The sequence below is a fragment of the uncultured Aquimarina sp. genome (genome assembly GCF_947500065.1).
Lineage (GTDB): Bacteria > Bacteroidota > Bacteroidia > Flavobacteriales > Flavobacteriaceae > Aquimarina.
On sequence record NZ_CANMQT010000007.1, the window covers coordinates 237,189 to 261,826 of the forward strand.

At 31.6% G+C, this 24,638-nt stretch carries 22 protein-coding genes; 1 reads left to right on the forward strand and 21 read right to left on the reverse strand.

Annotation, left to right across the window (positions count from 1 at the left end; translation table 11 throughout):
* Window positions 1–86: 86 nt before the first annotated feature.
* The 6 genes from Q0975_RS20015 to Q0975_RS20040 all read right to left on the reverse strand — a co-directional run bounded on the left by Q0975_RS20015 (window position 87) and on the right by Q0975_RS20040 (window position 5,455).
* Window positions 87–1,988, reverse strand: a complete 1,902-nt coding sequence (locus Q0975_RS20015) for an OstA-like protein (protein ID WP_299439948.1) — start codon at window positions 1,986–1,988, stop codon at window positions 87–89.
* A gap of 149 nt (window positions 1,989–2,137) precedes the next feature.
* A complete protein-coding gene (locus Q0975_RS20020) occupies window positions 2,138–2,986 on the reverse strand; it encodes a methylated-DNA--[protein]-cysteine S-methyltransferase (protein WP_299439950.1) in 849 nt (282 codons plus the stop codon).
* A gap of 83 nt (window positions 2,987–3,069) precedes the next feature.
* Window positions 3,070–3,597, reverse strand: coding sequence for a hypothetical protein (locus Q0975_RS20025; RefSeq protein ID WP_299439952.1), 528 nt, complete (start codon window positions 3,595–3,597; stop codon window positions 3,070–3,072).
* Between the two features lie 44 nt (window positions 3,598–3,641).
* Window positions 3,642–4,172, reverse strand: coding sequence for a hypothetical protein (locus tag Q0975_RS20030; protein ID WP_299439954.1), 531 nt, complete (start codon window positions 4,170–4,172; stop codon window positions 3,642–3,644).
* Complete coding sequence (locus tag Q0975_RS20035; protein WP_299439956.1) at window positions 4,169–4,570, reverse strand: VOC family protein; 402 nt, start codon at window positions 4,568–4,570, stop codon at window positions 4,169–4,171. Before Q0975_RS20035 ends, Q0975_RS20030 begins: the two co-directional genes overlap by 4 nt.
* Before the next feature lie 12 nt (window positions 4,571–4,582).
* Complete coding sequence (locus tag Q0975_RS20040) at window positions 4,583–5,455, reverse strand: transglutaminase-like domain-containing protein (protein ID WP_299439958.1); 873 nt, start codon at window positions 5,453–5,455, stop codon at window positions 4,583–4,585.
* A 203-nt stretch (window positions 5,456–5,658) separates the two neighbouring features.
* On the opposite strand from Q0975_RS20040, the gene Q0975_RS20045 reads away from it, so the two are divergent.
* Complete coding sequence (locus tag Q0975_RS20045; RefSeq protein ID WP_299439960.1) at window positions 5,659–7,965, forward strand: tetratricopeptide repeat protein; 2,307 nt, start codon at window positions 5,659–5,661, stop codon at window positions 7,963–7,965.
* Between the two features lie 54 nt (window positions 7,966–8,019).
* Here Q0975_RS20045 and Q0975_RS20050 read toward each other — a convergent pair whose 3' ends face one another.
* The 15 genes from Q0975_RS20050 to Q0975_RS20120 form a co-directional block, all read right to left on the reverse strand.
* Window positions 8,020–9,378, reverse strand: coding sequence for a S41 family peptidase (locus tag Q0975_RS20050; RefSeq protein ID WP_299439962.1), 1,359 nt, complete (start codon window positions 9,376–9,378; stop codon window positions 8,020–8,022).
* A gap of 72 nt (window positions 9,379–9,450) precedes the next feature.
* The gene (locus Q0975_RS20055; protein ID WP_299439964.1) at window positions 9,451–10,245 is read right to left on the reverse strand and encodes an AraC family transcriptional regulator; all 795 of its coding nucleotides are present in this window, start codon (window positions 10,243–10,245) and stop codon (window positions 9,451–9,453) included.
* Between the two features lie 205 nt (window positions 10,246–10,450).
* On the reverse strand, window positions 10,451–11,788 hold the full coding sequence (locus tag Q0975_RS20060; RefSeq protein WP_299439965.1) for a DUF6624 domain-containing protein: 1,338 nt from the start codon (window positions 11,786–11,788) through the stop codon (window positions 10,451–10,453).
* 69 nt (window positions 11,789–11,857) lie between these two features.
* The gene (locus tag Q0975_RS20065) at window positions 11,858–12,676 is read right to left on the reverse strand and encodes a helix-turn-helix transcriptional regulator (RefSeq protein ID WP_299439967.1); all 819 of its coding nucleotides are present in this window, start codon (window positions 12,674–12,676) and stop codon (window positions 11,858–11,860) included.
* 165 nt (window positions 12,677–12,841) lie between these two features.
* Complete coding sequence (locus Q0975_RS20070; RefSeq protein WP_366889244.1) at window positions 12,842–13,258, reverse strand: DUF1801 domain-containing protein; 417 nt, start codon at window positions 13,256–13,258, stop codon at window positions 12,842–12,844.
* 325 nt (window positions 13,259–13,583) lie between these two features.
* Window positions 13,584–14,936 (reverse strand): hypothetical protein, encoded by a 1,353-nt coding sequence (locus Q0975_RS20075; RefSeq protein WP_299439971.1) that lies wholly within the window; start codon window positions 14,934–14,936, stop codon window positions 13,584–13,586.
* A gap of 125 nt (window positions 14,937–15,061) precedes the next feature.
* Complete coding sequence (locus Q0975_RS20080) at window positions 15,062–17,146, reverse strand: DUF2306 domain-containing protein (protein WP_299439973.1); 2,085 nt, start codon at window positions 17,144–17,146, stop codon at window positions 15,062–15,064.
* Window positions 17,147–17,290: 144 nt separating this feature from the next.
* A complete protein-coding gene (locus Q0975_RS20085; RefSeq protein WP_299439975.1) occupies window positions 17,291–18,031 on the reverse strand; it encodes a LytTR family DNA-binding domain-containing protein in 741 nt (246 codons plus the stop codon).
* Between the two features lie 389 nt (window positions 18,032–18,420).
* On the reverse strand, window positions 18,421–19,614 hold the full coding sequence (gene fabV / locus Q0975_RS20090; RefSeq protein ID WP_299439977.1) for an enoyl-ACP reductase FabV: 1,194 nt from the start codon (window positions 19,612–19,614) through the stop codon (window positions 18,421–18,423).
* Window positions 19,615–19,762: 148 nt separating this feature from the next.
* Window positions 19,763–20,176: a hypothetical protein gene (locus Q0975_RS20095; RefSeq protein WP_299439979.1), complete on the reverse strand. Its 414-nt coding sequence runs from the start codon at window positions 20,174–20,176 to the stop codon at window positions 19,763–19,765.
* Window positions 20,177–20,289: 113 nt separating this feature from the next.
* Window positions 20,290–20,910 (reverse strand): trimeric intracellular cation channel family protein, encoded by a 621-nt coding sequence (locus tag Q0975_RS20100; protein WP_299439981.1) that lies wholly within the window; start codon window positions 20,908–20,910, stop codon window positions 20,290–20,292.
* Between the two features lie 57 nt (window positions 20,911–20,967).
* Window positions 20,968–21,285 carry a YdhR family protein gene (locus tag Q0975_RS20105; protein WP_299439983.1) on the reverse strand — a complete coding sequence of 106 codons (318 nt, stop codon included), beginning with the start codon at window positions 21,283–21,285 and terminating at the stop codon, window positions 20,968–20,970.
* A 31-nt stretch (window positions 21,286–21,316) separates the two neighbouring features.
* Complete coding sequence (locus Q0975_RS20110; RefSeq protein WP_299439985.1) at window positions 21,317–21,607, reverse strand: hypothetical protein; 291 nt, start codon at window positions 21,605–21,607, stop codon at window positions 21,317–21,319.
* Between the two features lie 216 nt (window positions 21,608–21,823).
* Entirely contained in the window at window positions 21,824–22,597 is a 774-nt protein-coding gene (locus Q0975_RS20115) for a sterol desaturase family protein (RefSeq protein WP_299439987.1), read from the reverse strand.
* A 367-nt stretch (window positions 22,598–22,964) separates the two neighbouring features.
* A complete protein-coding gene (locus Q0975_RS20120; RefSeq protein ID WP_299439989.1) occupies window positions 22,965–24,575 on the reverse strand; it encodes a tetratricopeptide repeat protein in 1,611 nt (536 codons plus the stop codon).
* Between the last annotated feature and the right edge of the window lie 63 nt (window positions 24,576–24,638).

Here is a 24,638-nt window from a genome sequence, read left to right on the forward strand (position 1 = left end):
TCAAATTGGAGTTTTACTATGTTTATTTAAGAAGCGGTATCATAGAATATATTAAAAGGCTGTAGTGGATAATTACCAAATTATTTTCACTGTGATTTTTTCTTTTTAATACTATCCACGATTTTTTCGTTTTTTAGGGTTGTCACGGTAATACTATCTCGCTGTTTTGCAGTGCGATTGAGATCAGGATCTACAAAGGCAGTATTATTAGATGTTTTCTTTTTAGAGGTTGTATCTTTTTTCTTTTTAGGTTTTAATTCTAGATTTTCTTTAGTTTTTTGTTTTACCTTCGGTATAGAATCAAGTTCTTCGTTTGTTTCCTTTAGTTCTGCATCTTCTAATTTTTGCTCTAACATGCGTGAGCCTTCAGATTTATTATCTTCGAGACGTTTTATGGTTTCTTCATCGAAGAAGTCATCATCTTCTATGGGTAGCGGTATTCCTGTTATTTTAGTCAATTTAGGAGGTGATTCTCCTCTAAAAAGATCCTTTTTACTAACTATTTGTTCATCTCCGCGCCATTTAAAACCGGAGAGTTCTCTAGCATTTTCTGGTAGATCCATTTCTCGATACAATGTTCCATCTACATTCTGGTAGTAATATACATCTACAATTTCTCGTTGCTCCAATAAAAGCTTAATAGAACTGGACAATACTTTGTTGATACCGATCAATTTCAATTCGCCTTCACTTTCTCTCTGATAAAAGATAGTCTCGGTATTTTTGTCAATATCTACCTGATAAATTTCATTGTCTTTAAACAGCCCGTATAAAGTCTGACCTTTTACCTGATTATATCCAGCTTTTAGTGTGTCTTCTTGAACTAAAAAGGCATTTTGATATACCATAAGAGAATCAAGTTTCTCCGTCTCTGTGTTAGAAATAATTTTGATTGTATCTCCAGTCATCTGATTTCTTTGTGCCCAGATTATAGGTTTTCCTACCATCTTAGTATATCCCGTGGTTTGATCTACATTAATAGAATCACTTTTACCGCTCATATTACTTTTAAAAATCCTAACATCATAAAAACCATTCATAATTCTGCGTTCTGGTTTTCCTGTAACCATTAGCGTATCACTATGAATATAGATAGAATCCTTCTCTTGCAAAGTAGCAGCTAATGCTCTTTTAGTAATAAATACAGAATCTTTATCTTTAAAGACTTCGGCATAATGACCTGTAATAACCGAATTGTTAGCAGTATCTAGTACCTTGATGTTATTGGTTGCTGATGCAAATTGAATAGCACTATTATAGAATATACTATCCCCATAAACTGTACGATTATCATAATCGATTCGTGCATTTTTTATGGCATATCCAGTTTTTACTTTAGTATCATAAAAACCACGTTCGCAATACAATGTGCTTTCTTCTCCTTTTACTGTCGATGGTCCATAAAGATATGCGTGACCATTATCTGTATAATAATCTAAACGATCAGAGTCAACAGTATTTTCTGGATTAACGATTTTTACTTTTGTATTAAATGAATATTGTTTTCTATCCATAAAGTACCTTCCTATTATACTCGTCAGAGTATTAGAAGAATCTCTTACAGTTCCTCCGCTACGATAATACGCTTGCTGGCGTAAACGATCAAAAAACAAGGTGTCGGTTGTTAATGTATTAGATGGAGTTTCTAAAAGTACTTTTTCCCTAGCATAAGCAAATTTACTGTTACCATTGTATTCTGCATAGGCACTGGTCATAGTTAGCGTATCCCCTTGTTTCATTTTTACATTACCAAGAGCCTTAATAAACTTATCTTCTCCATAATGAATCGCTTGGTCACACCAGATCTCAATACCTTCATGCTCTATATAAACTTGTTTGTTTACTTTGGCCAGAATCGTTGCTCCAGGAAATCGTTTTTCATTTTTAATCGTACGGTCAGATTGAACCTTAATTTTTTTACCTTCTTGAGCAAATGTGATGGTAGAAAAAAATAAGATAAAAACTATATAGAAAAATGTATTTTTCAAGTATCTAATATTTGTCTGCAAAATAACGAAAATTGTATGTAATGATTGTGAGGGTTTACTTAAAATAAAATCCCTTACGTATAAGTTCATAGATAAATACTTAAGTAATTTGGTTTTGTTGCATTTTTGCACGTAAAATCTATAAGCTGTTATTGTGCAGTCTGTTTATCACTCAATTTAATGTTTTCATACCCGATAATAGCTGTTTTTCTATTGCTTCCCCATCGATAATTACCCAAATGTCCAGTTTGTTTTATCACACGATGACAGGGAATAAGATAAGCAATAGGGTTTTTACCGATAGCAGTTCCAACAGCTCTTTGCGCATTTGGTTTGTTAATTAAAGAAGCAATATCATTATATGCTAACAATTGCGAAGATGGGATCGTAAGAAGGGCTTTCCATACGTTTAGTTGAAAAGGAGTTCCTTTTAAATCCAGTACAATTTGCTCATCAGGGGTTTTCCAATTTTTGAAATAATGCATCACCTGAGTACCATAGTTGCCTAATTCCTGAACTAGGTTTGCCTCAGGATATTCTGATTGTAATGTTACTAAAGGATTCGATGTTTCTTCAATGAATGCTAGCTTGCAAATTCCAATAGTGGTTTCTGCAATTAATACATTTCCGAAGGGAGATGATATAACATCGTATCGTATTAGTATTCCTTTTCCTCTTTTCTGAAATTCTCCTGGAGTACAAGCTTCCAGTTTTATAAAAAGATCGTGTAATCTTCCGTTTCCTGATAATCCTACATTATAGGCAGTTTCTAATGTAGATCTACCTTCAGAAAGACTTTTTTTAGCGTGTTGTGTTGTAATAAATTGTAAAAATTGTTTGGGACTAACACCTGCCCATTCCTGAAATATTCTTTGGAAATGGAACTTACTAAGATGCACAGATTCAGCAATTTCATCAAGATTAGGTTGCCTTTGGTAATTGTTGGTAATGTACTGAATAGCTTGTTGTACAATTTCAAAATGATAGTTGTTTTCCATAATCCAAAAATATAGAAAACACCTTTTTTAATCAATCCGATTATTGCGGTTTTCTAGTAAGTTATACATCACTCTGTCTGTTGTTATAGCTGAATTTTTTCTATTTCGGCGATTCTTTTAGTATACATTTCTATAATCATATTTTCATTCCATTCTTCATCTTCGGTTTTTCCATGTCCGTGAGACATTATAGTGATCACCTTATTGTTTTGCACATAAAATTCGCAGTTCCATCGTATTTGCTCAAAACTATTAATAGGAGTGTAATTTTGAGTTTCTTTTGCATAGAGAAGCTTACCTTTCTTTTCAAAATAAATTTCCTGAAAATAAGTAGATTCTGAATGGGATTCTATTTGAATGATTCTGTTTTCGTTTTGCAATTCACATATTTTCCAAAATTCAGTTTTTCCATTAAAATTCGTTACTCCATTTTTACTGATAAAAGAACAGTTACCGTAGTTTTTAACAAATTCATTGTTTATAGAATCTCTGATTTTTTGCTCAACGTGCTTTGGATTTTGAGAAAAACCATTATTGATTGCACATAAGATAAAGAATGTTATCAATCGTATAGTAATCAAAGCAGGTTTTCGCTTAATCAATACTTTCATAAGATCTAAAGGTTAGGATTATTCTTAGATATGTATAGAGTAACTTATTTCTTTGGTAAATATTCTTTTGGAATTGGATTCTCTTCTGTTTCCTGAGTCCAATAAATATTAATAACCCACCATCTTTTTCCATCATTAAGAAGTTGAATACTATTAATACCTCTCATAAACGGTTTTGTATCCGTTTTGCTTTTAAAAGATTCATAAGTACTGAAAACCTGAGTGATATTGCCAAAAGTATTAGTAATTCTATGGATTTCTTTTTCAAAAAAACCATTCTCCACGAGCCATTTCCCTGAACTTTTTATGTATTCATCAGGAGATAAATAACGTACGCCAAAAGTTCCTTGTCTATTTTTTCCTGAAGGTATTAATTTTGCTTCAGGCTTAAATAGAAATTTAAATAACTCCCAATTTCTTTCTTCTCCTTTTTCACCAGAAATCACACTGTATAAGGTCTCCAATGTACTATCTAAGGATGTTACTTTTTCGATATAGTTTGTTTTAGATTCTTGCGCCTGTATCGTTGTAATAGCAAGGAAACAGAATAAGATTACTGTTATATAGTTTTTCAAGGTTTTGGTTTTTCTTGGTATATAATAATTTGTAACCCATCAGGATCTCTTAGATATAGGTATTGAGCACCCCAAGGACGATCAATCGGACCTTTGACTTCCCATTTTTCATTAAGATGTTCTGCCCATTGATCTATATCGTTTGTTTTTATTTGGATATCTATTTTATCATTTTCGACGTACTCATCGAAGGAGGTGTGATAATAGTAATGGCCTTTAGGTATTTCTGAAATTTCTAAAAAAGCATTGGTGTCCTTATCACCAACCCTAAGAATACATCCTCTATTTTCACTATTATATTCTTCGACAAGATCTAAGTTAAGGATTTGGCAATAAAACTTTTTTGAAGCATCATAATCTTTTGTTCTTATTACAGTTTTAAGACTTAATAAATTCATAGATAAGTACTATTAGATGGCCGAATAAAGTATTGTAGGTTTTTTATAAAAATCCTTGATATTATGAGTATATATTAAATGATCCATTTTGTCTTCGATTTGAAAAACGGTAGGGTTCTTTTCATTAATAGGGACTAACATTAAACGGCTCTTTTCATTACAACTGGTTTTTTTTTCAGAAGAATCGAAGCTAACATCAAAATAGAATAAATATTTAGCTACCCAATTGATTTTAGCTAATGCCACTTTTTTATCAAAGTTACCGTGTATATTTCTTAATACGATTCGTTCTTTATTTGCAATAATTGCTTTTTTGTATTCTACAGCATTTAGAGGAACTTCATCCAGGAAAGGGATACAATTAATTTGCCCATCCATAAAAATCCATTTTTTGAGTTCAGGAATATAAGCTTCTGATACTACATGACCTGTTCCATATTTCGTGGTTTCTACATCCTTGGTTTTGATGCCTAATGTTCTGGTAGGGATACCGATAGCATTTAAAGTTGCAGATAAAACAATGCCATACTCTACACATCTAAACTTTTCTCCTTTTTCTGCTTCTTTTAGAATATTTATTGCGTCAGCATTTTTTGGTCTGTTATTTCCATCATGTTTCCATCTACTATTAGTCCAATTTAGTAAAATCAATGATTTTTGTAGATCCGAGTTTTCACTGCTAATCAGGTTATCTATCTTGTATTCTTTCTTTAAGTCTAGTAGTTTCTGATTGGTTTCTGGGTTTGGAAAAATTAAATTACAGAGTGATTCATCTTTGGACACTGTATCAAACGTTACAGCAACTATTTTGTTACTCGGATTTTTATTACTAGCACAGGAGTTTAGTATTATGAATGTAATCAAAAGGATATTTAGTTTTTTCATGGTAAATCGCTAAGTATATAAAACGAATGCATACATGTGTTTGGCAATGTATTAATATATTTTGATTTCTAATTAGTATTTTTTTGCCGGATATAGGGATTACCGTATTCTTTATGTAATTACGGGCTGCTTTAACAAAATAGCCATAATGGTAGTAGAATAATTTTCTTTCTAATGTATCTTTGTAACTTTGGCAAAATCATATGACTACAGAAACTAAAAAAACTTTAATAAAAGATTTGTGGGAACGAAAGGTTCCTCAATATCTAGGTACTTATTTTGCATTGGGTTTTGGTCTTTTGCAATTTGTGGAATTTATTACAAATCGTTATAATTTAAGCGAATTTTGGGTAGATAAATATTTCTTGGTATGGCTCGCTCTAATACCGGCTATTGCAATAATAGCATATTTTAGTGGTCAACTAAATCCATCATCAAAGTCTAGAACCTTAAAATGGCCAAAATTATTAGTCATTGGAAATATAAGTATTGCTTTATTATTAGGAGCTTTATTATTTAATGGGGAAGCCATTGCCCAAAGCGAAGTTGTTGAGCTAACTGACGAAGAAGGGAACGAAGTAAGGGCAGTAGTTCCATCACTGCATAAAGTAAAAACTATTGCATGTTTTCAGTTTGAAAATCTAACAGGTGATACAGAGCAAGATTGGTGGGGAGTTGCTTTTTCTAATTTACTGCAATTTAACTTAGACCAACGTCCAGAATTTTATGCTTATTCTGCGTATTCCTTGAATAGTTTTTATGATGTTGTAGGACTTACTTCTTTTACAGTTCCTAATGTGGGGATGCAAAGAGAGATAGCTCAAAAATCACGGAATGATTATTTTAGTAGGATTTCTTATACGAAAGAAGGAAACAAGTTTATATTTAAGGGTAATGTTTATAATACTAAAGATGCTAAAAGTATTATTAATATAAAAGCTGAAGATGAAGATCCTTATGCTGCTATTGATAAGATCAAAGAACAAATTTTAGCTGATATACCAAATGCACTAAAGGATGCGGAAAACGAAATTAGTCTTCCAGCTTCAACTTTAATTACTAGTGATCAAGAAGCTCTTAAGAACTTTACCTTATCTCGAATAGCATATTACAAAAATCCCGCAGGACTGAATGAAGTATTGAGCATAACAAAGAAAGCTGTTGAATTGGATCCAACTTGTTCGCAGTGTCATTATTATGTGGGAGATGTTTTATATGGATTGGGTAATAGAGATGAAGCTATTCTCTATATAAAAAAATCTATTAAATATGCGGCATCATTACCGGAACGAATGCAGTTCGGAGCAAAAGGAATACTGTACGCGATTACTAATAATATGGATGCTTATTTAAAACTTCAAGAATTACATAGAAAAATGTATCCATATGATTTCTTGCCTTATAACCGGTTACTTTCCTTATATAAATCAAAATATGGTATTGATCGCGCAAAGGAATTGATTCAGGAAGCTATAGCCCATGGTAACTTAGAAAAAGGATTGCTAACCATGTACAGTTTACAATTGGAGAATGAAGAATATGATGAAGCTGTAAAAACTTTAGATAGATTTATTAAAGAATTTCCTGATAGAGATCAGGACAAAGTAAAGTATGCAACAATCTATGAACGTCAGGGTAAGTTAAAAGAAGCTAGAGAAATATTACTAGAGGAAGAAACAATAGACCCTCTTAATACAGATATACAGAGACGACTTGCTTATTTGGATTACCGAGATTTGGATATTGTTAAAGCAACAGAAAGAGTAGAACAAGGTATAGAACAAGCAACTACACTTACGGATAGCCTGAGATTTTTTTCCTTAAAGATGCACTTTTTACGTATGTCTGGTCAAATAGAAAAAGCACTTAGTATTTTAGATACAGTAGAAAAGTATGAAGTTAGAAGAACTCCGGTAAACAGAGTGATTTCGTCCACTTTTACAGCAAAAGCTGATATGTATCAATCCATTGGGAACTCAGAAAAAATACCAGATCTATTAGAAAATATAGCAAAGTATTCTCCAGAAAGTGTTTCTCGATATGCTTGCCAAGCAGCTTCAAGTGCAATACAAAGAGGTTTTGATTCCCAAATGGATAAGGAGAAATTTGCAGACTGCAATGAACATTACAAATCATATGGGGAAGGGTATAATAAGTATTTTGACTTGATCGTAGCATATCAATCTCAAGATTATGATACTTGTTCTAAAATTCTTAAGGAAGATGATGGTAGAATTAAAGGAATGTTTTTTGAGAAATATTTTTTAGCTAGTGTATATAACAAAATAGGTAACATAGAAAAAGTTAAAGAAATATTGCAAACTGCGATTGATCAAAAAGATGATGATGCAATATATTATTATCAAATGGCAGCTCTTCTAGAAAAAGAAGATGCAAATGCTGCTAAAAAATATTTGAACATAGCTTTGCAGTTTTGGTCTAATGCCGACGATAATTTCATTCCATTACAAAGAGCTAATGAGTTAGCGCAACGATTAAATGTTTTATAAATTATAGATGATTTAGTCGACTTTATTCGCTGCGCATACTGGTTTTTTGTTTGATTATTTATTTAGAACTTTTGTGAGTTCCATTGGAGAATCAATCCCTATAAGTTGAACGACATCTCCATTTTTGTCTAATACAAATTGAATTCTTTCTTTGATATCGCCTACTTTAAAGGTGTGGTTTTCTAATAGTGTTAATTCCATTTTACCTCCTTTAGCTCTCATTTGCCCATACAAAATGTTATTTTCTAAGGTAATAGTGATATGTATATTTCCTCCTTTATAGCTGCCTAGGTATTTAGAATAGACTTTTTGATCTATAGATCTATTGTTTTTTGGAATAGCAATAAAATCAATTAAATGATCGTAATTTGAAGGATGTATATTTCTTTTGTTGTTTTCTTTTGCATATTCTAACGCTAGTTTATATCCCACAGAGAAAGCTTGCACGCTAGTCGCTGATATATGCGGAATAACTCCGGTTTTTTCAAAACTAGTTTTGGTTATCGCATTGATGGTTTCTTCACTAGATACTTGTACTGTAAATCGATCATTTATCTTGTGAATTGATGCACCATTACCAGCTCCGGCGGTTGTCTCTCCAATGATAGTTGCTCTATCCAGATGTTTAAGCATATAAGCAAATGATTCTGCAGCGGATCCCGTATTAGCATTAACCAATACATATAATTTGGTATCTGGCAATTTGGTTCCTAATACATTAGGATCGGTAGAAACCCCATATGTATGGTTGTGTAATGTACATCGATAATCTGAAAGATGGATTGGAGTCTTACTATCAAAAAAATAACTGATGTAATAGGCAACCATTTCTTCAAAACCACCTCCATTGTCTCGGACATCTACAATAAGTGCATCCGCATGTTTTAAGGATTCGATAGCAGTTGTTATGATTGGTTTTATGCTGTCTAGATATTGGTGTCGCGTAAAGTGTTTAACCTTTAGGTATCCTATATTTCCATCTAATACTTTAATTTCGTTTAACCCATAATTGGTCCAGATGCCTGTCTTATTTACTTGTATAGATGGAGAATCATTAGTGGAGATTTCTCTGGGAGATCTATATATCATATCCATATGTAAATCTCCATTAATTGCTCTTAGATCTTCACTAAGTGAATCAGATAATACTTGTGGATTCGTTATACCGGAATAGTGTCCATTCTTATTTTTGACATGGATACGATTTACAATCTGCTTAGCTATTGCTGGTTCTATGTAATACCGTTTTACGATTGTCGAAATAGAATCTACAATAGTGTTTAGTTCTTCTGCATGTACAGGTTTTATATTGTCTTGTTGAGCTGATACTTTAATTGATGTTAGAAGAATTGCTAATGTGGTAAATAATAAGGGTAAAGATTTAATCGTTTTTTTTATCGGATTGATGTTCATAAAATTTGTTTTTTGATGGTGTAAAAGTACTCGTACTTATGCATCAAAAATAGAATGTAATTAGCCTATTTCTTAAAACCTTCTGTAATCTTTAGGTAAGAATCCTGTAAGTTGTTTAAAGTTTCTAATAAAATGACTTTGGTCAGTAAAACCGCAATAAAACGCAATTTCAGAAAGGGATAGAGAGGTATTTTTGATTAGATCAATACTTTTTTTGATTTTTAGCTTTCGTCGATATTCCCCTAAATTACAATGAAAGTATTTTCTGAAATTTTTTGAGATGGTTACAGGATGAGCTCCAACTTGTAGTGCAATTTCTTGTAGGGATATTGTCTCATTCCAACTATCATGTAGTAATTGATTAAGCTGTTTTGCCCACATAGGTTGATAGGTGTTGATTTTTTGTTTTTGGTATGAAACTAATTCGAGTAACAACGTCTGAAGATGCAGGTAATCATATTGATCTTCATAAAGCAGTTCTTTTTGCATTTTTAAGATCAAAGCTTTGGCATTCACATTGGTCAGAATTGCTTTTTTTATATCTTCTTCTGTGAGCCCATATTCTAGAAGGAAGGAACGTTCAATTTCTATATTTGCACTTTTTGAAACGGGTAATGGAGAGATCCATTTATGTCGCTCTTCTGAATGATAAAAAAATAGGCTCCCTTCTTTTTTACTATATATAGTTTGATGTTTGGTTTCTGCCTTTCCTCCTTCAAAAACAAAACAAATATGAAGATTCTCATGATAGTGCCACTCAGGATTGTTTTTGTTTTCTGAATAGAGTGTATTAGTAATAGTACTGCCTTCTACTTGAGCACTATATATAATATCTCCGGTATATTCTCCTTTATTTAGGACTATCATCTTGCGTATCTTGCTAATTTGAATTCTCTAAAATATAGAAAACTATTCAAACCTATTTTTATTTTCCTAAATAGATGTTCTTTTAACAACTTAATGATGAATTTTCTTAGATCTATTTTCTGTAAAGTTTAAAAATATATGATGACTTGATGATTTAATACAAATACGTATAGTTTATATGTTTTATGGTGTATAGTAGTCCTAATTATTTACTTTTTTCTAGTAGTTCTTTAATAGTTCTCCACTCCTTATGCGCATGTAAATAGGAAAGTTCTTTATTATTGACTATTTGATTTCGATTATCCCATTTTCTCCAGATAAGAACTTTTAGAATTCTTAAGCTCTTCTGGTAAGAGATTTCATTGTTTAATGAAATAAGTTTTATAGAAGCCTGAAAAAGTTGTTCATTGCTTATATCTCCGTGAGCTCCAATTGCTTTAGATAAATATATGTGAGCAGAATCTATTGTTTTTAATCCTACAAAATGTTCAAACTTTTTATAATCTGTCTGAGCATTTTCATATGTATTTCGTAATTTCTTTTGAGCTTCTAATTTGGAAGGTACATTGTATATAATGCCATGGTAAATTGCTTGAACTTCAATAGGCTCTGGAAGCCCTAATTCATAGCGTCTTTTGTTTACATTTTCAGGATCTTGTATTGGATAAGGAGTAGTTTCTTTCATGCTTGCGCCATAAGTTTGTTTTTGCCAAGTTTCTCTAGCAATTCTATCATTTAGTTCAGCATAATAGTTTGGGTCTGTATCATTCTTTAGAAGTGATTGTTCAATTAATGATAAACAAGTTTCTTTGTAAAAAACATCAGGGTGATGTTGTGGGATTGCCCAAGCTAGTTTAGCTCCGTATTCTCCTACTAGTTTATATCCTGGCCAACCATGGATATTTACAATACTATCTAACTTACTTCTATTTATCTCCCATCTGTTTTCTACTTTTTTAAATAGATCACGATATTCTTGTGCTGTAGCGTTGCTATCCAAAGTACTAATACTTTCTTCATATTTTTGTAACTCCTCTTGATCTTTACGATACATTACTTTTAGCTCTTTTAAAACTTCAGGGTTTTGAATAGATTTTAGATGTTCTTCATTTTTCAATTTTATTTTTTCTAAAATACTTTTCCATTTTAGATCCTTTTGTAAAGATGAAAATTCGGGAATAGAATTAAGTAATTCAGAATCTTTAAAGCCATTATCTGTAGCACTTTCAATAGAAAGTAATGCTTTTTTATTTTTATTGTTAGCCGTATAGATCATTGCAGCCAATATGTAATTTTCTAAGTTCTTCTTAGGCATCAATTCCGTTGCTTCGTATATTTTATCCGCGGCAATTATACTGCGATTTTGATTAAATTCCTGAAAGCCTTGGATCATGAGATTAACCCATTTCTTGTTAGTGTTTTCGCTTGTTTCACTAATTTTTTGCTGGATTTCACTTTTTTTGTTATTGGTGCACCCGATGATTACTATAGTTAAACAAAAACTTAAGTACAATAATATTTGCTGTGTTCTTTGTTGATACATACTGAATAAGATATTTGAATACAAAGAAACAATTCGTCGATAAACTAAAATAGAATGAAATTGGCGTTTTTAAACTTTACTATAATCTTTAGGAAGATATCCTATAATTGATTTAAAGACTCTAGTAAAATGGCTATGATCTGAAAAACCACATAAATATGCTATTTCAGTAATGGAATATTGGGAAGAACGCAAATAATTAAGAGAGCCGATTACTTTAAGTCGTCTCGTATATTCTCCATATGTATATTGAAAATATTTCCTGAAGTTTTTAGAAATTGTTGTAGGGTGGATATTACAAAGATGCGCTAATTCTGTAAGGCTTATGTTTTCATTCCATCGATCATTTAAGAGTTCTTCTACTGTTTTCATCCAATATGGAAATTTATTTATGTTTTTTAGATTAAAAGATTTTTCCATGAATTCAAGAAACAACATTTCAACTGTAGAGGAAGATTGAGAATCACTATGTTCCAATTCACTCATTAAATTTATAAACGTTATTGGCGTGTTTTGATTTTGCTGAATAGCATATTCAATTTCCGATTCTTTATAATTATACTGTTTAAGAAATTTTTGTTCTAATTCTATACTAATATGTTTAGATGGAAAACTTTTGTAGATATTTTTATGTATTTCATGTGAGTTGTAAAAATTCGTTGAACCCGCATTTCTTGTTACAACTTTTCCTTTTCTAAATTCGATATTACTTCCATATAAAACAAAACTGATCATTGGGTTCTCATGAAAATGCCATATTCCTGTTTCTAAGGGTGTATTATATTCGGTTAATCCTATTAACAAGTTCCCATAATCACAGGTTTGATATTTTGGAGCCAAATAATCTCCTTTTTTAAGGGAAACATTTATATGCGTATTGCTGTTCATTTTTTGTAGCTATGCGAAACGTTAAAGATAACAAACCTTGATGATCGAAATTACAAGCATATTTTGTTATATAATGCGTTTTTTTTGATACTTAATCTATCCCTATGTATTAATTCAAATTTTACTATTTACTTAATCGATGATAATGTTATTAAGAGCTCGTTTTTAATTTCTACATGCACATTCGTGGTGCTCATTGAGATATGCAATTGTTTCTATGCATAGTTCTTCCAATATTGTGATCTCTATATCAGAAAGTTTTTTAATGTAAATACACGCTTTTCCCATTTTGAATTTACCAAAACCCTCTAATAGACGCTTACTTTTTTCAGTTTGTGAGTATACATAAAGTGAAAACTGAGCCTTTCGCGGTGAAAAAGCTATTAAAGGGGCATCTCCTTCGTGTCCACTGGTGTATTTGTAATGATAACTTCCAAAACCGATAATAGTTGGTCCCCACATTTTAGGGGCAAAACCAGACCATTCACTCATTAATTCAATTAATTTATGACTGTCCATTTTTTTTGGGTCATTGTCCACATATGATTTAATAAAATCAAAGACATCGACTTCTGTTTCCATTGTTTTGTTCTTGGCCATGTTGTTTAAAATTATTTTGTTATTAGCTGTGTGGTTTGATAATTACAGTGCAGGGGCATGAAAAGTAGCTGGTTATAAAGAAACAAACTTTTCGGACAGTATAAATATATTAAAAAAGCGCAAGTTTAAATTACTTGCACTTGATTATCATTTTTTTCTACTGTTTGTTAAAGGAACATAGTTTACATAAATTAAAGATTAGGTTTCACACTTCATATTTTATTCCAAAGCTTCCTCTTTAAAATCATAAGAATAGCTATAGTTGGAAGCAAATTTCTTAACGTAAAGTTTCGATTTTAAGACTTTATTAGTTTTGATTAATAATCCACGCTACTATTGGATCTTTATTATCCATATAATCTTTAAAGCTAAGTTTTATTTCTTTATCTATTTTCAAATTTTTTGCAGCAACTCCATGAAAAAAGTTTGGAAAGTGAGTTCTAAAGATGTTACGTCTATTGTCTTTCCAATCATGCTCTTCTTGGGAGTTATATATTGTAATACCAGAATTAGGTAATGTACAAGGAACACTTTCTGCCCAAAATTTTAATCTATCGCCAACTTCTTCCCCAACAATGACAATTTTATCTTTTGCATAATGTTTTATACGCGCAGCAGTGACTATCCCTGCGGAGTATGTTTTGTTACTTGTGATAAGGTATATCTTTTTATCTTCATTAATAATTTTAGGAGGTTTTGTTGCTAAATCAGTCACGAAACCATAATTGCCACCGGTATAGAATCGTAAATCAATAACGACGTTGTAATCGGTTTTTGTTTTTAAAACGTTGGCAAAATCATTAATTTTCCCTTTAAAATCGGGACATTTATCCCAAAAACTATTGATATGAAAATAAGCTGTTTTTTCATCATCATTGAAGGAATAGAAAACACCTTCTTCAGCGTTTTTTAAATACAAGGGTAAGGTTTCTGTATTTTTTTTAATAAAACTCCAGCTATTCTCATTTGTAGAAATAGGATATAAATTAGCCCAAGATTCAAACCAATATCTGTCGTTTTTAATCTTTTGTGCTCCAAAATTAACTTCTAAAGTGTCATTGTTTTTTAACAGACTTAGTGTTAAAGAATCTTTATTACTGATTCCCATTTCGTGTAAAATTTTTGGGGCAGTAATCAAGTTAAGAGCTTTAAATTTTTGCCATCTATCAATACCAGATAGATAAGGAAAAAGACTTCTTTCAACTTGCGTAACATCTGTGGAATTTATTTTTAAAACTTTTGAGCCTAAATATTTTGAAGATATACTGTCTGTTTTAACTATGTAAATACCATCAGAAAATCTGTGAAACCTCACAGGTATCTTATCCATTGAAGGAAGAGGTAATGTCGTATGTGCATTATTAGCCATAACGACACATTTAGATAACTCTAGATGAATTTGAAAGTCAGATAATTTATCAATCTTTGTTTTTAAATCGGTTAGAATGGCTTTGCAAGAATCTTCTGATTCCTCTGTATATGTTTTTGCGTTATTAAGAAATTCATCTTCAAAATAATCAATGTCTTCAACCCATTTTTCGTGTCTGGTTTTTTCTGAACTATTGATTGATGCTTGTTGTTTTTTACAACTACTACATATAACTAGTACTACTATAACCGTGAGGTGTACTAAGTTTATGGCGGTTTGATTTTTGATCATTTTATAGTATATGTTTTTAATCTTTTGATTAACGTATGTAATATTTCCTGTACTTTTTTAAGTATGGATTCTTATTTGTTTGACTATATATATTTACGTCGTATAATTATACGAGTATTCTAGTATTAATTGTTTAATTTATTAAGAAGTTTTTTTGTTTTTGAATTCCATGGGTTTAGTTTTACTGATTCCTCTAATGCTTCAATGGCTTCTTTTTTTCGATCTAGTTTCAATAAACAATCCGCATAGTAATCAAGAGTTCGATGTGTATAATATCCTTGCGGGTATAGTTCCATGTTTAATTCGAAGAACTTTATGGCATCGGTGTACTTAGTGCTATCGGTAAGTTCTAGTCCGTATTCATTAATTAGGCGTTCAGAAATGGCGTACTCAGAATCTTTATTGTACTCCGTTTTAATGAATTCTATTATTTCATCCGTTGATTTTTCTGCTGCTAATTCTGAAATACTTGTTCGGTTAAGCATCAGGTTTCTTAACATCCACCAATAGCGCCAGCTTGGTGTTTTACTTCGTTCCGACATCCCAGCATACGTAAGTAAATCCATGTTAGTTTTATGCGCAATAACAATGTTTCTTTTAGGAATTACTGTAATAAATTGCCCACCATAGCCACTAGCAGTATAAGCTCCTTCGAAATCAGGGTTGTCATAAAACCGTTCATACAACCACCACATATATCCATATGATTCCTGAACTGGACTTGATTTGTCTCTTTCTAATCTTTTAGAAACGGTGTCAGTAGAAGTGATGGTGGTTGTTATTTTTTTGATCCAATCCTTTGATACTAGTTGTTTTCCTTTCCAATTCCCCTCTTGAAGCATTAACTGCCCTATTTTTGCCATATCTCTCGTAGAAAGATGCATGTGATATGCAGAATACCGAGAATTATCCTCATTAACTGTTCTCTTTTGGTTTTCAATATTCCAATCCTGAAACTCTAACGGAATCGCTAATTGTTGTTCTAATTCTTCATAAACAGTGTTTCCTGATTTCTTTTCAAGGATATATCCGGCTACGTTAAAATCCCAGTTGTTATACACAAAATAATCTCCAGGATTTTCACTTCCTCGTTCTTTTATATTCTTTTCATCATATCCACCATTAGCTGGAACATGAAACACTCCGGATCGAGAAGTAATAATATGATTTATTGTTGCCTTTTTTTCTTTGGATAACAATCCATCATCTTCATCAATCCCTATATCACCTATGGTTTGGTCTAGTTTAATGGTTCCATCAGTAACATATTTTCCATACAATATTGCCAAGACACTTTTTCTGCAAGATGCGATATAGCTAATTTCTGAGATGTCACCATATTCATAAACAATTTTACCTTGTTCAATAATGACCATACTAGTTGTTTGAGATTCATTTTTGATATAGGCTTCTGTTTCATTTAGTTTTTCTTCAGTGAAACTAGAATTACTTAAAGATTTTGTTTTTTGAAAAGATATACCGTCTTGTAATGAGCTTTTATAAAACCAAGTTTGCGGACTTGCATAAGAAACCGGAATTGCTATAATCACAATCGTAATAACAGCAATTAGAATTTTTTTGACTTTATATTTTTTATAAATTGATATAAGTACGGTTCTTTTATGAATTATTAGGTATGCTACCATTAAGTTAGGCAACCAGCTTAACCATGCCACAATACCGTATGCTGTTGTAAAACTTTCTGTGATTAGCAGAAGGATAGGCAACCAAAGTCTTAAGGTTACAGCTCCAAAGGTGCCGGCATAACTATAGAACATTAATTTTTTATGAGCTTCTACGTTTCCTTCTCTAATAGTTGAATATCCAAAGAAAGTAAGTATTGTCCAAATTACAGCACCTATAGAGAAACCAAGTTTTGGAGATAGTCCACCAGATGCAAACAGCGCAATATAGAATCCAAAAGGTCCACTGATAAGAACAGATGCGACATAGATTTTGCCAATGATTTTATGAAAGTTTAAATATTTTGCTCTTAGTTTTTTGCTAAACTGTAGCCATCCAATTAAAAGGGCAATTCCTCCAAAAGTGATATGCGCATAAAAGGAGATTGTATAGAAATTACTTTGTAAGAGTTCTGCGGATTTTGATAGTAATAATGCGACAGGTTCGTCGGCCATAATGTACATTACTGGGTAGAAGCTAAAAAAGATGCATAAGCCTCCAAAAAGGATCCAGGCGATTTTTTTCATTTGATTTAGTTTTTTGATTGATATCGCAAAATAAAACGAAAGATCACTTTTTTGGATAGGGCAGAAGTACTAAGGTATAAAGCGTGTTTTTTTAGGTTAAAATGAGAGGTTTAGGTACGAAAGAGTATGTTTTAGGTACAAAAATTATAGTGATAGTAAGCTGTTTTTATAATTTTTAGAAACCGGTATTTCTACTTGAGTAAGAGAAACAGTGTTTGAATCTTTCCAGGATTTAAAATGTGAAGGGTTAATTAAATGTGAACGATGTGTCTGAATTAGAAAATCAAAATCCGATTGGATTTTTTTCAACGAACTACGAATCAACTTCGTTTTAAGCTGATCTTTTTCCAGAAAGAAAATTTCGACATAATTCTGTGAATTAGAAATACAAATAAGTTCTGATTGTTTAATTTTTAATACATCAAGTTTGTTATCGCCTTTAATAACAATGTCATCGCTTTTTGAAGGAATTAACTTGAGAGAATACTTTCTGGCCGCAAAAAGCAATGGAGTCATAATCAAAAAGATATTGAAGATGATTTTTATCAGAAACTCAGAGAAGTCATAAATCCCCTTAACGAATGAACTTTTGTAGTATATATAGGTACTAATAGAATACACTAAGTAAAACAGAATGTAGGTGCTGATTTCTAAGGTAATGTTCCATATTGATAGTTTTTGATAGATGATTTTTTGATACCAAATTACCACAGCATATGACAGGAATATAAGTATACTAAAGCCGACACTCACATAAATCCATACTTCTAAATCCATGGTGCCATGCTCAAATGGTCTTGCGAAAAAACCAAATAAAAATCCCCAAATACTTAGGAGACCTCCAATGATTGTATGATGCTTGATGGATGGATTTAGGGTATTCATTTTATTGAAATAAATAATTGTTTTTTATTATAAACATAGATAAATACTTTTAGAGAATGTTACAGTATTTTATGTAAGCTTTTAATTTTATTCAGAATAACTAGTAATGATGGATACAAAATTAAAGGTTTGTATGAAATACACAAATAGTAATTTAATAGTATGTAATGCGATATTTAACATTTGAGTATATTGAGATATACCACTGACTTCGAAATGAATATCAAAGTGATCATAAGAATATAGACGCTATTTCAGTTCAAAAGTTTTTGATTTCATTGAATAGGAGACCGTTGTTTGTGTTAACAGTATCAGTAAGCCAATAAAATAAAAAATCTATCCCTTTTCTTGAATGTATGATAAAAGAAACTCGTTGTTATGAAATATGTTTATTCCTGCAACCCAGGAATTGCTACAACTTCATTTACATCCTGATTGTAATCCACACCGTTTACTTTAAATCCAAATAGATTGAAAAAATCAGTACTGTAGCCTTCTAAATCACCAATGGTTGACAACGTTTCCGTCGTGGCGTTGTCCCAAAGCTCTTTTATTTTACTCTGTATATCTTCGCTCATTTCCCAATCATCCACTCGTATTCTACCTTTATCATCAGTTGCTAGTTCATTGTTATTGTACAATCTATCCGCAAACAATCGTTGCATTTGCTCTATACATCCTTCATGAACGTTATTTTCTTTCATTATTTTGTATAATAAAGAAATATATAAAGGGATTACAGGGATTGCAGAACTAGCTTGAGTTACTAAGGCTTTGTTTACAGAAACATATGCTTTTCCGTTTATGCTTTTAAGCGTGTCGGTAATATTAAAAGCAGTAGCTTCTAAATGATCTTTAGCCCGACCAATGGTTCCTTTTCTATATACAGGTTCCGTTAGTTTTGGACCAATATAAGAGTAGGCCACTGTCTTCACTTCTGGAGCTAATAAATTTTCTTTTTGTAATGCGTCGATCCATAGTTGCCAATCTTCTCCACCCATTACGGTTACCGTATTTTCTATATCTTCTTCTGTGGCTGGTTCAATGGATATTTGAGAAATATTTCCTGTATGAAAGTCTACTGTTTTATTAGTGTATGAATCACCAATTGGTTTTAGAGCAGATTTGTGTTTTATTCCCGTTTCTGGATGTACACGTACAGGAGAAGCCAAACTATAAATTATTAAATCTACTTGCCCTAAGTCTTTCTTAATAAGTGCTACGGTTTGTTGCTTAATTTCATTAGAAAAAGCATCTCCGTTGATACTTTTAGCGTATAATCCAGCTTGGTGTGCCTGAGTTTCAAAAGCGGCACTGTTATACCATCCTGGAGAAGCCGGCCTATTGGGTTTAGGAGGTTTTTCTAAAAATACGCCAATTGTAGCAGCATCAGAACCAAATGCATTGGTAATTCTGGATGCTAAACCAAAACCAGTAGATGCACCAATAACTAGAACCTTTTTAGGGCCATCAATGGTTCCTTTGGATTTTATATAATCGATTTGATTTATTACATTTTGCTCGCATCCCTTAGGATGTGCAGTTAGGCAGATGAATCCGCGAGTTCTAGGTTCTATGATCATTGTGCAACTTCTTTTTCTGAGTATACGAACATAGCCTAAAAAGTATCTATTTCCAAAGAAATTAACTGGTTATTAGATAAATTTTAATATTCAATAAACATCGCACAAAAACGAATAGTTTAGTTTCAAAAAATACATATCGAACTAATTAAGAAAATGGTAATAAATCCGGTTCTAAATATTGAGTTTTGGCTTCTTCAGAATTAAATATATCGAACCCATAATGAGCATCTAGTAGTTTCTTAAAATTAGATTTCAATCTTGGGAATTCAGTTATAAAATCTTGAAAAGTATCCGACTTTGACTTTTGCAAAAAGTGATAAACTATTTTAATCGCTGCAATAGTAAGAGTCTTATTAAATTTATCCGTTGCTCCTAACCGATTTACATATGACAAAATCTGATTAGAAATAGTATCACAAGCTGTTTCTAATCCATATATGTTAATATGAATCCAGGCTAACCTTAGGTGTGCTTCATGATTAAATAAAGAAGGATCTAGGTTGCCGGTTCTAAACTGTTTCTCGAATTCTGAATCGTTAAGATCTAGATGTGTTTTCATAATTTAAATCCTATCTATGTGTTATAAGTTTTAGATCAAAAACGCCAAGATATTTCTCGAATTAGTAATCGTTTGTAAGATAATAATGATTTAATTATTGATAAGGAATACTGTCAGTTTTTTTGATTTCTAACTGTAAATAAAGGCAACGAAATTTGAAATTTTACAACTAGTAAGCGTATAACAATAATCAATAAGGTGGTGGTGATATATATGATATTGATAGGTGCTTTTAATGAATATAAAATCATAAAACAGATTCCACCTGCTATGGAAGCTGTCGCATAGATTTCTTTTCTGAAAATCACAGGAATTTCATTACATAAAATATCACGAATTACTCCTCCAAAACATCCTGTCATAGCACCTAATGCTATACAGAAAATAGGATCAAGCTTTGTTTGTATCCCAGCTTCTACTCCTATAATCGTGAAAATCCCTAATCCAATGGTATCAAATAAGAAAACGGATTTTTTTAAATAATCTAATTTATTTCTAAAGATTATGGATAGACCTGCAACTCCTCCAATCAAATACATATTAAGAGTATTGTGCATCCATGAAACAGGTGTTGCTCCAATAAGCACATCTCTAAGAGTTCCTCCACCAATAGCAGTTACGAAAGCGATGATAAAGATTCCAAAAAGATCTAACCTTCTATTCATAGCACTCAATGCTCCTGAAATGGCGAAAGCAATAGTTCCTAAAATATCCAATATGTCGAAAAGTGTCATTTTTCTCTATTTTGGGGATAAATGTAGGATATCTAATTCGAATTATAATTTTTTAGATTAATATTTAGCGTTTCTCCCGTCAATTTCAATTTGTATAATTCCTGTTTCCATTTTTAAAGTATTTGGGATAATCCCATATCGTAGGCCAATGCCTTTTATTAAAAAGTAACGAAGATAATCTCTTGCTAGCTTCATATTATCAAAAAGATATGTTCCTCCGATAGTTTTTGTTTCTGGGTTTATATAATAATATTTTTTAATTAGTCCTTCTACGTTCGCCATCGTATCCAGATGATTGCTAGAAATTTTCTGTAATCTTTGTGGTGATAAATTTGATTTAAATTGAACATTTACTATTGCTTTTTTTTCTGACATGAATATTTATTGGGTGATTTAATATTTTGTTTTACGTTTTATTTAATGGAGCGTTTAATTGTGTTTTCTTCCACATGAACAGTGAAATAATGATCACAATGATTGCATTGGTTTGTATAATTACATGGCTTGTTTTTAAGGCATTTATACTGTCCTTGGATAGGTATAAAGAAATAGTAAGTATGGTTGCAAATGCGAGGATCAATAGAATCTCAATTAATTCATTTGAAAAAAGAAGATCTGATTTAGGATGTAAAATATCTTTAGAAAAGAGTATCATATTTATGATAACATATAACAATGTTACATTGTAGACTTCCATATATAACCATTTTACCGTGCTTAATTCTGCAAAAAAAAACAATGGTAAATAATAGTAGACTATACGTAATCGCACTAAATAGAGATCTTGCATTAAGAAATTGATCCCAAAATTTTCTATAATTTTTTCTTAGTATGTTCATGGTTTATTTTTAATTGAAATTGTTCAGGTTTTTGTAATCAGCAAAAACCTTGAACAATTTCATCACAACTCAACTTAATTTTCTTTTGATATATCTCTGAAAAGCAACATATCTTTAATCTTATGCGATCCTCCAGCATAAAAACCCGATTCTTTGGGATGTAGTTTTGGATTGTAAAAAGTTCCAAATAACATATCGATGAAAGAGAGATCAGCATAATTATAAGCGTGGACTCCTTTTCCATGATGATACGTGTGGCCTTCTGGTCGTTGAACTAGGTACCCAATCCAATGAGGTGTTTTAATATTACAGTGCTGTACGATAGCAAAGAAATTAGTGATTAGAATGATAATAACAACTGCTTTTGGATCAAACCCGGCAATAATGGTAAAGCAAAAACTGCCTAAGAATGTGAAACCTATCATGTCCATTGGACTAAAATAGAATGCGCTATAAGAATCCATGCGCTCTATACTATGATGCATTTGGTGGAATATTTTCCATAAGAAATCACTCGCATGCATCGTTCTATGCCAGGCGTATAACGCAAATTCATAGAGTGTAAATCCAACAATGGCTCCACCAAATACCCCCAATCCTGTAAGATCCAGAATTTGGTATTCTATTAAATAGGTGTCCCAAATCAAAGGAAGATAGGAGGAAAGTAAAAAGAACAAAGCAAATGAGATCATTCCTTTTAGTTTCCAGTGTTTTACTTTTGGTAATCGGCGAGCAGGAGCAACTGCTTCCCATATCATTAGCGTGATATACATCCCTATAATTATAAGTGATATTGGGTCTAGTACTATTTCTAATATATTGGGTAAATTCATAAATAACTCTTTCATTACCATATTCTGTTTTGATGTAACCTATTCTTCAATTCATTTTTTCTTTGTATCCAATACCTTTTGAGTGTAGGTAGGTTTTCATTTTTTTTGTTCTTCAACATTTTCCCAGTTTTAAGAATTAATAATTTGTTTTGTTTTCCGAAGTCAAAAGTATAGGAGCATATAGGTTGTTGCTAATAAACAGGGTATACGGTATGTGAGCAATTTGGAATTAAGAGTAGACAGGTGTTCTCGTTCTGCTAAAAAGAAGTAGACGATAAGTAAACAGTAATTATTAATTTATTGATTTTCAGAAACTTGAACGTGATAGGTTTTAAGAATGTATTTTTGTCAAATATCTAAGAATAAGAGAAAAAACGATATGCTATTCGCTTTCTAGTGCTAATAAATAGGTGAAAATCTCTTGATTTTGATGTAATTCTAACTTTTTGCGAAGTCGATAACGTGCCGTTTTAGCACTTTCTGGAGAAATCCCAAGGATACTTGCCGTTTCTTTGATATTAAGATTAAGCCTCGTCAGTGAACAAATTTTTAGATCATTAGCACTCAATTCGGGGTGTTTGGATTTTAGTTTGGAATAGAAATCCACGTGTACTTCTTCAAAAAAACGTTTAAAATCTTCCCAGTCTTTGTCGATAGTTAAATTTTGTCGAATGGTTTTACTTAATTTATCAATCAGCTTATCTTTTTCTTTTGAAGTTGATTTTTTCGCTAGCTGAGCGGTACTCTGCAAATTTTGTAAGAGCTCGTTTTTTTGGACAAAATTAATGGCATAGGAGGTAAGTTCCTTGTTCTTAAACTCTAGTTGTTGTTGTAGCTCATGTTGTTTGAGTTTTGCATTTTCTAGGGCTTGCTGATTTAAGGCTTCTTTGGATTGTAAAAGTTCATTGCTTTTCTCTAATAGTTCTCTATTTTTTTTGGATCGTTGTTTTAGGTTGGTAAGAATTAAAAACCCGATTATCAATATAATCAGAATGCCTAAGGTTAAACTCCATTTAATTAAAGCATCTGTTTTTTCTTTTTCTTGTAGAAACAGAAGCTCTTTTTCTTGTTGTTCTAGTTGATTTTTAAATTCGAGATAGGCAATCTGTTTAGATTTTTCTGTATTAAAAATTGAATCTTTTAATTTTGAATAATGATCATAAAAAACAAGCGCTTCTTCTGGTTTTTCTTGTAGTTTTCGAAGTTCTTTGAGTTCTTCATATGCAAGTAATTCATATTTTTTAAGGCTATTGTTTTTGGCTCTTTTAAGCCCTAAATTAAGGTGGATTTCAGCAGCGTCAAAGTTGTTTTCTAACCTCAGTAATTTACCATATTGAATAAGATTACTGATCATTCCATCTTCATCACCGATCTTTTTGCCAACTGAAATAGACCTTTCTATATGATATTTTGCTTGTGAAAGTTCCTTTTCTTTTAGATACAGAATTCCTAATCGATTATGAGCTTCTGCAATTCCATATTGAAAATTATTCTTAGTATGAAGCTTTAAAGCATCCGATATATATATTCTAGCATCGTTAAGATTACCTTTCTCAATATATATGGTTCCTATTTTTGTAAAAGTAGTAGCTATACGTCCCGAGAGATTTAATGCAGTGAAATTATCGATCGCATTGGTATAGTTTTTCAAGGCTTTGTCATATTCTTTGAGGTCTGCATACACCATTCCTATATTTAGCATCGTGTTTGCAATACCTTCTTGATCCTTTATACTTTGAAATTTTTTTTGGGATTGAGTTAGATAAAGTAATGCATCATTCTGATTTCCTTGTGCCCAGTATGCTACTCCTATAATTCGATTGGCAACAGCAATACCAGTGTCATATGTTAGTTTTTCGGAAAGTTTTAATGCTTCTTTTCCATATTTTAGGGATTCATTAGGATCAATGATCCAGTATTCGAAACCTGTAGCATTTAATAAATCAACTTTTTTAGAATCTTGAGATGTATGTGTGTTTAGTTCTATTTTCAAGCTATCCACTTTTTCATTTTGTGAATATATTCCTGAACTGATGATTATTAAGATAAGAACTAA